We start from the raw sequence: 14,499 nt of genomic DNA, 5'->3' as shown, positions 1-14,499 counted from the left end.
ATGAAACAACTATTTACGCTAATTCTTGGCAATGCTTACGCTCGTGTTGGTCTCGCTATTGTCTCTGTGTTCCTGTTTATGGCAATCGCTGCACCATTGATTGCAAAACACGCACCGGATAAACGCACTGGTAACCCGCATGAATACCCTGGCTTTGTTGTTAAGTCAGCAAAAGCGAACCCAGATGGTTGGGTTGCGCAAAACCTAGCAACTGATCGCCGTACGATGATCATGTCGAAAAAAGCCGACCACGTACTAGGCACCAGCCGTATGGGTCGTGATATCTGGTCGCAACTGGTTCACGGGGCTCGTATCTCCCTGGGTGTCGGTTTCGGTGCTGGTATCACAGTGTGTTTCCTAGCCACAGTTATCGGTATCTCTGCAGGTTACTTTGGTGGCCGCGTAGACGACACGCTGACTGCCGCAATGAACATCATGCTGGTTATTCCTCAGTATCCGCTGCTGTTTGTGCTTGCCGCCTTTATCGGTGAAGCAGGCCCATTAACCATTGCCATCATTATCGGCTGTACCTCTTGGGCATGGGGTGCAAGGGTAATACGTTCGCAAACTCTGGCTCTCCGTGAGAAAGAATTTGTTAAAGCCGCAGAAGTCCTGGGTGAGTCTTCCTTCCGCATCATCTTTGTTGAGATTCTACCGAACCTTATCCCAATCGTCGGTGCGAGCTTTATTGGTTCAGTGATGTACGCCATCGGTATGGAGTCAATCATCTCCTTCCTAGGTCTTGGCGACCCAAGCACCATCAGTTGGGGCATCATGTTGTACAACGTACAAACTTCGTCAGCAATGCTGATCGGCGCGTGGTGGGAAGTACTTGCACCATGTTTAGCCCTAACCATTCTTGTAACGGGTCTTGCGCTACTTAACTTCGCAGTTGATGAAATTGCTAACCCGCAGCTTCGTTCTCACAAAGGCATGAAACGCTGGAAGAAACTTGCTGCACAAGACAAAAAAGAGCGTACCCCGGACCTACCCCCTCAAAATGCATTATGGAGCGGAGATAAATAATTATGACTGCACCACTTATTTCTATCCGCAACCTTTGCGTTGATTACATTACTGATGCCGGCGATGTTCGTGCTTGTAACAATGTCAGCTTTGACATCGCTCCTGGAGAAGTTTTCGGCCTTGCCGGCGAGTCTGGGTGTGGTAAATCCACCGTCGCCTTCTCACTAATGCGCTTGCATAAGCCGCCTGCGTTTATCACAGGTGGTGAGGTTATCTTCAATGGTGAAGATATCCTTAAGTACAGCGATGAGCGCATGCAAGCGTTCCGCTGGAGTGAGATGTCAATGGTATTCCAGAGCGCGATGAACGCGCTCAACCCTGTACTGACAATGGAAGACCAGTTCTGTGACGTAATCATGCGTCACACCAACATGACTCGTGAGCAGGCTCGTAAACGCGCTGAAGGTCTGTTGGAAATCGTCGACATTCACCCAAGCCGTCTCAATGACTACCCTCACCAATTTTCAGGTGGGATGCGTCAACGCCTTGTTATTGCGATTGCTCTGGCTCTGAATCCGAAAATGATCATTATGGATGAGCCAACAACCGCACTGGATGTGGTTGTGCAGCGCGAAATCCTGCAAAAGATTTACGCACTTAAAGAAGAGTTCGGCTTCTCAATCTTGTTCATTACTCACGATCTATCCTTGATGGTCGAGTTCTCGGATCGCATCGGCATCATGTATTCAGGTGAACTGATTGAAGTCGCCCCATCGAAAGAAATTTTGGAAAGTCCTTACCACCCTTACACCAAAGGTTTGGGTAGCTCTTTCCCTCCATTAACTGGCCCTAAAACTAAGTTAACCGGTATTCCGGGCAACCCATTGAACCTATTGGAAATACCTCAAGGGTGTCGTTTCCAAGCGCGCTGCGATCGTGTTCATGAAGCCTGTACTCGAGTACCGACCAAACTAAAACAAATTGAGCCAAATCGTTTCTCAAACTGTCACCTTTACGGTGAGCCTATAGCGCAAGCCAAGCTCTAGCAACACACTGAGAAATAATAAAAAGATTACTGGAGACAATTATGAGCAAAGAATTTGGCCAATTGCTGGTTGAAGGGAAAAACTTGGTGAAAGACTTCCCTCTGAATAGCAACGCCTTAAATCAACCTATGATGCGCGCCATTAATGACGTGTCATTCAAAATGTACAAAAGTCGTGGCCTGTCTGTGGTAGGTGAATCAGGTTCAGGTAAATCGACCACAGCAAAAATGATCGCCAAAATGTACCCGCCGACAGATGGCATCATTGAGTACAAAGGCCGTGACATTCAAACTATCGACTCTCGCTCAGACTTAATGTCTTACCGCGAAGGCGTACAAATGGTGTGGCAAGACCCGTTTGGCTCTTTGAACCCAACTCACAACATCTACCACCATATTCTGCGCCCGTTACTAATCCACAAAAAAGTGGATCCGCGTAACAAGAAAGAGCAAGAAGAACGTGTGTACGATCTTTTGGAGCAAGTAGGCTTAATTCCGCCGAAAGAAACGGCGCAAAAATTCCCTCACCAACTTTCCGGTGGTCAGCGTCAACGCGTCAATCTAGCGCGTAATATCGCAGTAGGAGCAGAAGTCGTACTGGCCGATGAGCCGACTTCAATGCTGGACGTATCTATTCGTGCTGGTGTTCTTAACCTGATGGAAGAGATGAAGTTTGAGAAGGAAATGTCTCTGCTCTATATCACGCACGATATCGCGACGGCGCGTTATATCGCCGAAGATCTTGCCGTGATGTACGTCGGACATATGGTGGAATGGGGCGACACTGAAGAGATCATTCACGATCCTCAACACCCTTACACGCAATTACTCGTGTCTGCGGTACCGGATCCAAGCAAATCCATTCATGAAAAACTCAAAGGCAACAAAGGTGACATCCCACTTTGGACTCCTGAATCTTTCGGCTGTCCATTTGCAGGTCGTTGTCAGCATGCCAGCGACAAATGTCGCGAGCAGTTGCCTCAGGTAACCCAATTATCTGACAACCACTTTGTCCGCTGTTACCTATACGAAAACTAACCCTAACAAGCCAAGCTCTTTGGAGCTTGGCTGATTAAACCAATAATAGTTATCCCATTTTCGGAGATTTTGATGCTGCTACTTACTAACCATATTGGTTATGAAGCCCTTGGTCCAAAGCAAGCTGTTCTGATGACAAGAAAGCCGCGCCTTTCAACTACCACTGCTTTATTGGTGTGCGCTGACAGTCATCAAACTGTGGCAAATTTTGACATTGAGAAAGGAACTAAGGTTGCAAACTGGCACCAAGGGAATTTTTTTCGCATCGACTTTTCTGCATTTCTGGAACAAGGCAGTTACTACTTACGCGTAGACAATCTGCGTTCTGAAATATTTACCATTGGCCAAGGCCTATTACTGAACACCACTCTGTCTGATGTTATCCACTACTTTAAGTCTCAGCGCTGTGGTGGTGCTTTTGATAAACAAGATCACGCCATCCCTCTACTAGGTCGCGAACAAACTGTAGATGTCCACGGTGGTTGGTACGATGCCTCAGGTGACGTCAGTAAGTACCTCAGCCATCTCTCGTATGCCAATTATCTAAACCCTCAGCAAACACCGATGGTGGTTTGGAACCTGCTAAAGGGATTGGAGCTCCTTAGCGACAACTCTGACATTCCTGCCTTTACTCAAGTCCGCATGCGTGAAGAGGCGTTATTTGGTGCTGATTTCTTGTATCGAATGCAATCGCCTGACGGCTTCTTCTACATGACGGTATTTGATAAATGGTCAAAGGACATCAAGCAACGCGAAGTGTGTGCTTACGCTACTCAAGATGGACACAAATCAGCCGATTTCCAAGCAGGATATCGACAAGGTGGCGGCATCACAGTGGCAGCATTAGCAGCCGCCTCTCGCCTCGATGAAAGCGGCGATTTCTCATGCCAAGAATACTTAGCTGCGGCTGAGAAAGGTTATTGGCATCTGCGTGAATTCAACCTTCAATATCTCAATGACGGCGAAGAAAACATCATTGACGAATACTGCGCTCTGATCGCTGCCGTCGAGTTGTACAAAACAACTCAAAAGCCAGAGTACTTGAGTGAAAGCCGAGATTGGGCAACTCGACTACAAGCTCGCCAATTAAGCGACGAGCAATTTAGCCACTTTTGGTCTGCTAACCAAGATGGCTCTCGTCCTTACTATCATGCGGCCGAAGCAGGCTTACCGACAATTGCGCTGTGTACCTACCTAGACATCGAATCAGACACTCGTCTTCGAGAAAGCGCATATCAAACCGTGATTAACAGTCTGCAGTTCGAACTTGAGATTAGCCACTGTGTGGCTAACCCATTTGGCTATCCTCGCCAATATGTAAAATCGGTTGATGGGCCTAAACGGGATGCCTTCTTCGTCGCTCAAAACAATGAAACGGGCTACTGGTGGCAAGGCGAAAATGCACGGCTTGGATCATTGAGTACCATGGCATTTACCGCCTTAGCGCATGTCCAAGATGACACGCTCAAACCCGCACTGTTACAGCTTGCACAAAACGCATTGAACTGGGTATTGGGTCTTAATCCATATCATATGTGCATGCTCGATGGCCATGGTCACAACAATCCGGACTACTTACCACACCTTGGTTTTTTCAATGCCAAAGGCGGAGTCTGTAATGGCATTACCGCAGGGTTTGAAGACGAACAAGACATCGCCTTTAACCCAGCCAAACAAAAAGATGACATGCTGCAAAACTGGCGCTGGGGAGAACAATGGATCCCTCATGGCGCTTGGTACCTGCTTGCGGTCGTTAACCAATTTAATTACTTCCACCCTCGAGAGGAGAGCTGACATGACACTGTATTACGTGGGTATTGATGGTGGAGGCACATCTTGTCGCGCACGCATTCGCGATCAACACAGCCAACTGATTGGCGAGGGTAAAAGTGGTAGTGCCAACATCTTGCTTGGCGTTGATTTGGCGATGAGCTCCATCATTGAGGCCATTTCACTGGCCGCGCAGCAAGGTGGGTTAAGCAGCGCAAGCTTTAACCAAATGCATGTCGGGCTAGCATTAGCCGGGGCAGAACAAAAATCAGCTTGGCACGAGTTTATGGCCCAGCCACACCCGTTTGCTTCTCTGGTACTCAATACCGACGCTTACGGCGCATGTATTGGTGCTCATAATGGTGATGATGGCGCAATCATGATCGCGGGTACTGGTTCATGTGGCATCTACTTAAGCGGCTCAAAGCAGCACGTTGTTGGCGGACGAGAGTTTCCAATTTCTGACCAAGGCGGCGGCGCAGTAATGGGACTCAGACTAATACAGCAAGTGCTGTTAACCGCGGACGATATCTTAGACAAAACACCACTGGCTGAACATGTTCTTGCCCATTTCAATCACGATGTCGACCAGATTGTCGAGTGGTCTAAGACTGCTCTACCTAGAGACTACGGTCAGTTTTCTCCCGCCATTTTCCAGCATGCTAGCCAAGGTGATCGCTTAGCCATCAGCATGTTGAAACAAACTGCTGCTGATATTGAAATGTTTCTTATCGCACTCAACCGTAAGGGTGCTAATCGAATTTGCCTCATGGGCAGCATTGCTGAACGCATCAAGGCGTGGTTATCACCGCCCGTACAAAACTGGATCGTTGAGCCACAATTTGACGCGATTGAAGGCGCATTGATGTTCGCGGGTAAACCCGAGCACAATCTTTATTGAGGACATGTCTATGAGCTTTCGTGTCGAACTCGCCGTGTTATCTGAACAGAAGCAATTTTGCCGCTTTGGCCTCACTGTTCATAACCTAACGGACCAAGATCTAAACAACTGGCAACTGCAGTTTATTATTGATCGTTTTATTCTCCCGGACAGCTTTACCAAAGGCAGCATTGAACAGGTTGGCAGCTTTTGTACTGTAACACCACAGACCAGCGTGCTTACTGCCAATCAACATTATTATTGCGAGTTCAGCATTGCCACTGCTCCGCTACGCTTTTACACCGATGGTTTAAAGGATGCTCTGATCCTAGCGGATGGTGGCAAGGTGACTCATTCAGTAAAAGTAACTCCTATCGTGTTGGCCTCCCCGTTTCGTGAACGTAGCCAAGTACCAGAGACAAACGGCACAACGGTTACGGCTTTGATTCCTAAGCCTAATTTTATCGAACAACACGATGGGTATTTTCAGCTATCGACATCGAGCCAAATTACTCTACAGGCAGCACTGGCAGAAAAAGCCGCGACCTGGTTGCAGCAAGAGTTAGCAAGCTTATTTCAGTTCCAAGCCAAGACAATTGGCCAAAGTGACATTCTATATCGCAACAACCCAACTCTAGATGAAGGTGAGTACCAACTAACTGTATCGGGCTCGGGTATTCGTCTTGAAGCAGCATCCAACATAGGCTTTGTTCACGCAAGCGCAACTTTACTCCAGCTCATTCAAGTTCATGATGGAGATCTGCGTGTTCCACACATCAAAATCGCCGATAAACCCCGCTTTAAGTATCGTGGCATGATGCTTGATTGCGCTCGTCACTTTCACCCTATTGAGCGGGTCAAACGACTGATTAATCAGCTTGCACATTACAAGTTCAACACCTTCCATTGGCACCTGACGGATGACGAAGGTTGGCGATTAGAAATAAAAGCCTTTCCTCAATTGACTCAGATTGGCGCCTACCGAGGAGCAGGTACCCCACTCGAACCACAATACAGCCATTTAGATAGCGTTTATGGCGGATTTTATACTCAAGAACAGGTTCGAGAAGTGATCGCTTACGCGAGTGAACGTGGCATCACGGTTATCCCTGAGATTGATATTCCCGGCCACTGCCGAGCAGCCATCAAGTCGCTACCGCATTTACTAAAAGATCATCAAGACAGCTCCGTGTATCGCAGCATTCAGCACTATAACGACAATGTGCTGTCACCTGCTTTAGAGGGAACCTATCAGTTTCTTGATGCCGTACTGGAAGAAGTGGCTGAGATATTCCCTTCTCCTTGGGTTCATATTGGCGCCGATGAGGTTCCAGATGGCGTTTGGATTGATAGCCCTGCGTGCCAACAACTCATGGCAGACAACCACTATCAAAACCCAAAAGAGCTTCAAGGGCACTTGCTGCGTTATGCCGAGCAAAAGCTACGTAAGTTAGGCAAACGCATGGTTGGCTGGGAGGAAGCCCAGCACGGAAACAAAGTCAGCAAAGATACGGTTATCTACTCTTGGCTGAGTGAAGAAGCGGCTTTGAACTGCGCAAAACAAGGTTTCGACGTTATTTTGCAACCAGGCCAATCCACCTACTTGGACATGACCCAGGACTATGCACCAGAAGAGCCAGGAGTAGATTGGGCAGCCGTCATCCCGTTAGAAAGTGCTTATTGCTATGAGCCTTTAGCGGAGGTACCTGAATCTGACCCTATTCGCAAACGCATACTCGGCATTCAATGCGCGCTTTGGTGCGAGATTGTCACCAACCAACAACGAATGGATTACATGGTTTTCCCTCGTTTGACAGCGATGGCCGAAGCCTGCTGGACCAATAAATCTCAGCGAGATTGGCACGACTATCTATCGAGACTAAAAGGACACTTGCCACTCCTCGATAGACAGAACATCCAATATCGCCAACCTTGGAAGTAATAACAGAGCTAATGACACACATTAGCGGTTTTCACTAGCTTTAATATTTTGGCTACCAAAGTGGTAGCTTGGTAAAAAGGAAATCAACATGAAATACGGCTATTTCGATAACGACAATCGTGAATACGTCATCACTAGACCAGACGTACCTGCGCCATGGACAAATTATTTAGGCACAGAGAAGTTCTGTACTGTTATCTCTCACAATGCAGGGGGGTACTCTTTCTACAATTCACCTGAATATAACCGTGTTACTAAATTCCGCCCCAACGCGACGTTTGACCGCCCAGGGCACTATGTTTACCTGCGCGATGATGAAACGGGTGATTACTGGTCAATCTCTTGGCAACCTGTTGCGAAAAGCCTAGACGAAGCCAACTACGAAGTTCGTCACGGCTTGTCATACTCAAAGTTCAAATGTGAATACAGCGGTATTACTGCGACCAAGACACTGTTCGTACCTAAGGGTGAAGACGCAGAGATTTGGGATGTGGTGATCAAGAACACCTCTGACAAACCACGTACGATCAGCGCTTTCTCATTTGTTGAGTTCTCATTCAGCCACATTCAATCTGACAATCAAAACCATCAGATGTCGCTCTATTCTGCTGGCACAGAATACCGCGAAGGTGTCATCGAGTATGACTTATACTACAACACCAACGATTTCGAAGGTTTCTACTACCTAGCTTCAACGTTTGACCCAGATTCATACGACGGTCAACGTGACAGCTTCTTAGGCCTATACCGCGATGAAGCAAACCCGTTAGCGGTTGAACAAGGTCAATGTTTTAACACTGCCCAAACGTGTTACAACCACTGTGGCTCTCTGCACAAACAGTTCACTATCCAACCGGGTGAAGAGGTGCGTTTTGCCTACATTCTAGGTATTGGCAAAGGCAACGGTGAACGTCTGCGTACTAAGTACCAAGACCTCGCAGAAGTAGACAACGCATTCGCCGGTATCAAAGCACATTGGGATGAACGCTGTGACAAGTTCCAAGTGAAGTCACCAAACGAAGGCCTAGACACTATGATCAACGCTTGGACGCTATACCAAGCAGAAACGTGTGTAGTGTGGTCTCGCTTTGCTTCATTCATCGAAGTGGGTGGTCGTACTGGTCTGGGTTACCGCGATACAGCGCAAGATGCGATCTCAGTTCCTCACGCTAACCCTGCAATGACACGTAAGCGAATCGTTGACCTGCTGCGTGGTCAGGTGAAAGCAGGTTACGGTCTACACCTCTTCGATCCAGATTGGTTTGATCCAGAGAAAGCTGACGTTAAACCATCTAAATCACCAACCGTTGTACCTACGCCATCGGACGAGGACAAGATCCACGGCATTGAAGACACCTGTTCTGATGACCATTTATGGCTAGTACCAACCATTTGTAAGTACGTGATGGAAACTGGTGAGCACAGTTTCTTCGACGAATTGATCCCATACGCAGACGGTGGCGATGCCACGGTTTATGACCACATGAAAGCCGCGCTCGATTTCTCTGCGGAGTACGTGGGCCAAACGGGTATCTGTAAAGGCCTGCGAGCAGACTGGAACGACTGTCTAAACCTAGGAGGGGGCGAGTCTTCCATGGTGTCGTTCTTACACTTCTGGGCACTGCAAGAGTTCATCGACCTTGCCAAGTATCTAGGTAAAGAAGCAGACGTTGAAAAGTACACCGAAATGGCAGCAAACGTTCGCGAAGCCTGTGAAACCCACCTTTGGGATGACGAAGGTGGCTGGTACATCCGTGGCCTAACCAAAGATGGTGACAAAATCGGTACTGCGCAGCAAGCAGAAGGCCGTGTACACCTTGAGTCCAACACACTCGCAGTGCTATCTGGTGCGGTCTCTCAAGAGCGCGGTGAGAAAGCGATGGACGCAGTCGACGAGAACCTATTCTCAGAGTATGGCTTACACCTGAATTCTCCTTCGTTCGCAACACCGAATGATGATATCGGCTTTGTGACTCGCGTTTACCAAGGCGTAAAAGAGAATGGTGCGATCTTCTCCCACCCTAACCCATGGGCATGGGTTGCGGAAGCGAAGCTTGGTCGTGGTGACCGTGCAATGAAGTTCTACGATGCACTCAACCCATACAACCAAAATGACATCATCGAAAAACGAATCGCAGAACCGTATTCATACGTACAGTTCATTATGGGACGCGACCACCAAGATCATGGCCGAGCTAACCACCCTTGGCTAACCGGTACATCTGGCTGGGCATACTTTGCGGTCACCAACTTTATCCTTGGTGTACGTACAGGCTTTGATGGCTTAACGATTGATCCATGTATCCCTACAGATTGGCCTGGTTTCGAGGTAACTCGACAGTGGCTTGGTGCGACATACAACATCAAAGTCGAGAACCCAAGCTCAGTAAGCAAAGGTGTCAAATCAATCACAGTTAACGGTGAGCTAATCACTGGTAACGCAGTTCCAGTACAAGCAGATGGCAGCGTCAATGACGTTGTTGTTGTACTCGGTTAATTGTCAGCAGAGCCTCTACTCAGAGGCTCTTTGTTTACTTAAAGGATGAAACCATGATTAAGTTCGGAACAGGTGGCTGGCGCGCATTCATCGGCGAAGAGTTTACTAAAGACAATGTCCAACTCGTCGCCCAAGCACTGGCCAACATCATTAATAACGAAAACGTGGCTGATAAAGGCTTCGTTGTCGGCTACGATCGCCGCTTTTTATCCGATAAAGCCGGCCGTTGGTTTACAGAAGTTCTCGCAGCAAATGCTATCAAAGTCAGCTTTATTGATAAGTTTGTGCCAACCCCTATCGTAATGTTCAAAGCGAAAGAGATGAACTGCGCTTATTCGGCTTGCATCACCGCTTCTCACAACCCTGCCGACTACAATGGGATCAAGGTGTTTATCGAAGGGGGTCGTGACGCCGATGAAATCATCACTGAAAAAATCGAAACTCAAATCGCTCAACTAACGCTAGCTAAAGTAAAGTCGGTCGAATTTGAACAAGCGGTTGAAGATAAGCTGGTTGAAGTGATTAACCCAATGAACGAGTTTGTTGACTCGATCATCGACTTTATCGACATCGAAGCGATCAAAAAAGCCAACTTACGCGTGTTGATTGATCCTATGTTTGGTGTAGCGAAGAACGCATTGCAAACCGTACTGATCAATGGTCGCTGTGACGTTGACGTGATCAATGACGGCAAGAACCCTGACTTCGGTGGCTTAATGCCTTCACCAAGTGCCGCAACGCTATATCGCCTGAAACACCTAGTCGCCGCTGAAGGTTACGACATCGGTATTGGTACGGACGGAGATGCTGATCGTTTAGGTATCATTGATGAAAAAGGTAACTTCATTCACCCAAATGAAGTGCTTATTCTGCTCTATTACTACTTGCTGGAATACAAAGGTTGGAAAGGCTCTGTTGTGCGTAATATCGCCACAACTCATCTTCTCGACAAGATTGCGGCAGATCATGGTGAAACCGCATTTGAAGTGCCTGTCGGATTCAAGCACATCAGCTCTCAAATGGAAGCCGATGATTCGCTGATTGGCGGTGAAAGCTCTGGTGGTTTAACCATTCGTGGTCATATCAAGGGCAAAGATGGCGTCTTTGCCTCAAGCCTACTCGTCGAGATGCTATCTGTAACTGGTAAAAAACTCTCTGAATTGCTTGATGAAATTTACGAAAAGTACGGTTATGCGTACACAGCGGAAGGCGACTGCACCTTTAAACCAGCGCAAAAAGAAGTGCTCTACAATCGCATCTACGTTGAAAAGCAGCTACCAGAATTCGAGTATGAAATCGATAAAGTCAGCTATGAAGATGGCGCTAAAGTCTACTTCAAGAATGGCGGCTGGGTGATAGCTCGCTTCTCTGGCACGGAGCCTTTACTACGCATATTTGCAGAAATGGCAGATAAAGAAACCGCTGAGCAGGTGGTTCTGCAAGTGAAAGAGTTCTTGCAACTGTAAGTGTGCTAACCACTTACAACCCTATAGGTAAAGAACGCTTGCCCGGCAGATACGCCGGGCTTTTTTTATCTCTTAAAACGCCAGTACACCTTGCGTCTCGACTTTCACTGAGACTGGTTGGCCAATAGTTAACGGCTCGGTTGAGCTTGCTAGCAATCGATGGCCGCTAGCGTCAATCACATAGCGACAATGGTCTCCCATGAACTGTTGTTCAAGCACTTTGACACTGCTGTCATCTGAAGCCCTAATCTGCACATGCTGTGGTCGGAGTAACAATTCACACGCTTCACCGATTTGAATATGATGTTGTGCAATCGCTTCAACCAAACCTAGCTGTGTTTCGTACTCAGATTCAGACGCTCGGGTTGCTGACAAATAGCTCCCTCCGCCAAGGAAATCTGCGACAAACTTGCTTGATGGTTGGTAATAAAGCTCACTCGCGGTTCCATACTGTTCAATCACGCCATGGTTCATGACGGCCATTTTGTCGGCAAATGCAAATGCCTCTTCACGACTGTGAGTGACAAAAATTGCAGTCACACCCTGCTTTTTGAAGATCTTGCGAATTTCACTGATCAATTCATGGCGAACTTGGGTGTCGATATTTGAGAAAGGTTCATCAAGCAGCAGCAGATCCGGTTTGTAAGCCAGCGAGCGGGCAATCGCAACTCGCTGCTGTTGACCACCGGAAAGCTGATGAGGGAAACGATCACCATAACCACTGAGATGCACAAGTTCGAGCATCTCGGTCACTTTCGCTTGCTGCTCATCTAGCGCCAAGTCGCGTAAGCCAAACGCGACATTCTGAGCGACCGTCAGATGAGGGAAAAGTGCGTAGTCCTGAAAAATCATGCCAATATTACGCTGCTCTGGCGGCAACCAGTTCTTACCATCGTCTATCAACATACAGTTAAGGCTCATGGTTCCAGAGCTGAGTGGCAACAAGCCGGCAATCGCTTTAAGTAATGTTGTTTTGCCACAGCCACTAGCGCCCAATAGGCAGACTATCTCACCTTGTTCCACTTCTAACGAGAGTGACTCTAACACTGTTGTTTCTTGGTCATACTTACACGTCAGGTTTTGAATAGATAATGCACAGCTCATCAGTGTGAATGCTCCAGTGAACGGTTAACGATAACTAAGGGAACTAAGCCGACAAACACAAGCAATACTGCTGGCATAGCAGCTAATTCTAGGTGTTCATCAGACGCGAAGTTGTACACATAGGTGGCTAATGTTTCAAAGTTGAATGGACGTAATAGCAAGGCCGCATTTAATTCTTTCATCGACTCAATAAACACCAACAAAGCGGCAATAAGGGCACCACGACGAATCAATGGGAAGTGAACTCGCCATAACATGCTATTAGCATTGCAGCCCATGGTGCGAGAAGCCATGTCCAAAGACGGCGAAACCTTGCTCAAGCTACTTTCAATACTGCCAATAGCGACCGCAGAGAAACGGACTACCATGGCGAAAATAATCGCAAACATCGAGCCAGAAAAAATCAGGCCCGGTCTTCCCCAATCCATCCACTTCGCTATATCGTTCACCAAATGGTCCATGGAAAGCACCGGAACCATAACGCCTATAGCAAGTACAGTACCGGGTACCGCGTATCCCATAGAAGAGAGGCGCATAAAGGCTAAGCTATTGCGTCCCGGATTGACTCGCTGACAAAAGTTCACCACAAGTGCGACTAGCACAGCAAAGAACGCCGCAGTTACAGACACATACAAGCTGTTCAGCGCATACTCACGAAACTCAGCGGTCCAACTCTGCGCAAAATACTTATACGCGTAAATAATGAGCTGACCTAGCGGGAATAGAAAAGCGACACACACTAATCCCCAACACCAAGTCAAGGCCAGCCATTTTTTCCAGCCCGTTAGTTGATAGCGAAAATCTTCTCGACTATTGAACTGATTTTGAAACAGCTTCTGCTTACGTCGGCTATATCGTTCGGCACTCAATAATAAGATCACGACTACCAGCATAATGGCTGAAATTTTCGCGGCTGCCGTCAAGCTCGAATAGCCAAGCCAAGTGTCATATACCGCCGTAGTGAGCGTGTTAACGGCAAAGTAACTCACTGTGCCAAAATCGCCCACCGTTTCCATCGCAACCAGCGAGAGGCCAACAGCAATCGACGGTCGAATAAGCGGCAGTGAAATGCGACGAAAGCTCTCCCAAGGCGAACACTTAAGCAGTCTAGCCGATTGCAACAAGGAGACGTTTTGCTCCATAAAAGCCGCGCGGCAAAGTAAGTAAACGTATGGGTAGAGAACTAAAGCAAGGACAATAATCGCGCCGGGAAGTGTACGGATGTCAGGGAACCAATAATCGCCAGGCCCCCAACCGGTTAGTTCTCTAAGAAGGATCTGAACAGGGCCAGCAAAGTCGAACCAATCAGTAAATATATAACCGACAATGTACCCCGGCATGGCTAAGGGGAGTACCAAAGCCCATTGCAAAATGCGTTCGCTCGGCAAGCGGCACATTGCCATAAACCAAGCCGAAGGAATACCAAACAAAAGTGCCAGAGTCATCGTACCAAACACTAATACAACGGTGTTATAGGCATACGTTGGCATCACCGTCGACATCAAATGAGAGAACAGCTCATTTGTTTCGCCGACCGCGGTCGTGAATATCGCTAAGATCGGTAAAACCAGTAGTACAGCAAGCGCTCCACTACTGGTTTTCCATATATAATTCTTTTCTTTCATCGCCTAAATACAAGCAGGCCGCATGACATATAAATGCGTTTGCAAATACATCTCATATCCCTTTAATAGTTTAGGGTATTTATACCCTTATAAACAAACAACCTCAAGTAACCCTACAAAAAGAGCGACTTGAGGCTGTGCTTATGATTTAGTGAGCCTATGACTC

The 14,499-nt window shown here is 47.5% G+C and carries 10 protein-coding genes; 8 read left to right on the top strand and 2 right to left on the bottom strand.

Annotation, left to right across the window (positions count from 1 at the left end; genetic code table 11):
- The 8 genes from RH45_RS02160 to RH45_RS02125 all read left to right on the top strand — a co-directional run bounded on the left by RH45_RS02160 (position 1) and on the right by RH45_RS02125 (position 11,604).
- Positions 1–1,026 carry an ABC transporter permease gene (locus RH45_RS02160; RefSeq protein WP_008073295.1) on the top strand — a complete coding sequence of 342 codons (1,026 nt, stop codon included), beginning with the start codon at positions 1–3 and terminating at the stop codon, positions 1,024–1,026.
- A 2-nt stretch (positions 1,027–1,028) separates the two neighbouring features.
- Positions 1,029–2,012 (top strand): ABC transporter ATP-binding protein, encoded by a 984-nt coding sequence (locus tag RH45_RS02155; RefSeq protein ID WP_008073294.1) that lies wholly within the window; start codon positions 1,029–1,031, stop codon positions 2,010–2,012.
- A gap of 41 nt (positions 2,013–2,053) precedes the next feature.
- Complete coding sequence (locus tag RH45_RS02150; protein WP_008073293.1) at positions 2,054–3,049, top strand: ABC transporter ATP-binding protein; 996 nt, start codon at positions 2,054–2,056, stop codon at positions 3,047–3,049.
- Between the two features lie 72 nt (positions 3,050–3,121).
- A complete protein-coding gene (locus RH45_RS02145) occupies positions 3,122–4,843 on the top strand; it encodes a glycoside hydrolase family 9 protein (RefSeq protein WP_008073292.1) in 1,722 nt (573 codons plus the stop codon).
- A gap of 1 nt (position 4,844) precedes the next feature.
- Positions 4,845–5,720 carry a glucosamine kinase nucleotide-binding domain-containing protein gene (locus tag RH45_RS02140; RefSeq protein WP_008073291.1) on the top strand — a complete coding sequence of 292 codons (876 nt, stop codon included), beginning with the start codon at positions 4,845–4,847 and terminating at the stop codon, positions 5,718–5,720.
- A 10-nt stretch (positions 5,721–5,730) separates the two neighbouring features.
- Positions 5,731–7,641, top strand: a complete 1,911-nt coding sequence (locus RH45_RS02135; protein WP_008073285.1) for a beta-N-acetylhexosaminidase — start codon at positions 5,731–5,733, stop codon at positions 7,639–7,641.
- A gap of 88 nt (positions 7,642–7,729) precedes the next feature.
- On the top strand, positions 7,730–10,138 hold the full coding sequence (locus RH45_RS02130; protein WP_008073284.1) for a GH36-type glycosyl hydrolase domain-containing protein: 2,409 nt from the start codon (positions 7,730–7,732) through the stop codon (positions 10,136–10,138).
- A gap of 53 nt (positions 10,139–10,191) precedes the next feature.
- Complete coding sequence (locus tag RH45_RS02125; RefSeq protein ID WP_008073282.1) at positions 10,192–11,604, top strand: phosphoglucomutase/phosphomannomutase family protein; 1,413 nt, start codon at positions 10,192–10,194, stop codon at positions 11,602–11,604.
- Positions 11,605–11,676: 72 nt separating this feature from the next.
- Here RH45_RS02125 and RH45_RS02120 read toward each other — a convergent pair whose 3' ends face one another.
- A complete protein-coding gene (locus RH45_RS02120) occupies positions 11,677–12,708 on the bottom strand; it encodes an ABC transporter ATP-binding protein (protein ID WP_008073280.1) in 1,032 nt (343 codons plus the stop codon).
- Positions 12,708–14,333, bottom strand: coding sequence for an ABC transporter permease (locus RH45_RS02115; RefSeq protein ID WP_008073279.1), 1,626 nt, complete (start codon positions 14,331–14,333; stop codon positions 12,708–12,710). The genes RH45_RS02120 and RH45_RS02115 overlap by 1 nt, the downstream gene beginning before the upstream one ends.
- Positions 14,334–14,499 lie beyond the last annotated feature (166 nt).

It is taken from the genome of Vibrio sinaloensis DSM 21326 (genome assembly GCF_000189275.1).
Lineage (GTDB): Bacteria > Pseudomonadota > Gammaproteobacteria > Enterobacterales > Vibrionaceae > Vibrio > Vibrio sinaloensis.
This window is presented reverse-complemented; position numbering and strand designations above follow the sequence as displayed.

Excerpts from the sequence above, each read along its gene's own strand:
- RH45_RS02130 (WP_008073284.1), top strand. The coding sequence starts at position 7,730 with ATGAAATACGGCTATTTCGATAACGACAATCGTGAATACGTCATCACT.
- RH45_RS02155 (WP_008073294.1), top strand. The coding sequence starts at position 1,029 with ATGACTGCACCACTTATTTCTATCCGCAACCTTTGCGTTGATTACATT.
- RH45_RS02140 (WP_008073291.1), top strand. The coding sequence starts at position 4,845 with ATGACACTGTATTACGTGGGTATTGATGGTGGAGGCACATCTTGTCGC.
- RH45_RS02135 (WP_008073285.1), top strand. The coding sequence starts at position 5,731 with ATGAGCTTTCGTGTCGAACTCGCCGTGTTATCTGAACAGAAGCAATTT.
- RH45_RS02150 (WP_008073293.1), top strand. The coding sequence starts at position 2,054 with ATGAGCAAAGAATTTGGCCAATTGCTGGTTGAAGGGAAAAACTTGGTG.
- RH45_RS02120 (WP_008073280.1), bottom strand. The coding sequence starts at position 12,708 with ATGAGCTGTGCATTATCTATTCAAAACCTGACGTGTAAGTATGACCAA.
- RH45_RS02115 (WP_008073279.1), bottom strand. The coding sequence starts at position 14,333 with ATGAAAGAAAAGAATTATATATGGAAAACCAGTAGTGGAGCGCTTGCT.
- RH45_RS02125 (WP_008073282.1), top strand. The coding sequence starts at position 10,192 with ATGATTAAGTTCGGAACAGGTGGCTGGCGCGCATTCATCGGCGAAGAG.
- RH45_RS02145 (WP_008073292.1), top strand. The coding sequence starts at position 3,122 with ATGCTGCTACTTACTAACCATATTGGTTATGAAGCCCTTGGTCCAAAG.
- RH45_RS02160 (WP_008073295.1), top strand. The coding sequence starts at position 1 with ATGAAACAACTATTTACGCTAATTCTTGGCAATGCTTACGCTCGTGTT.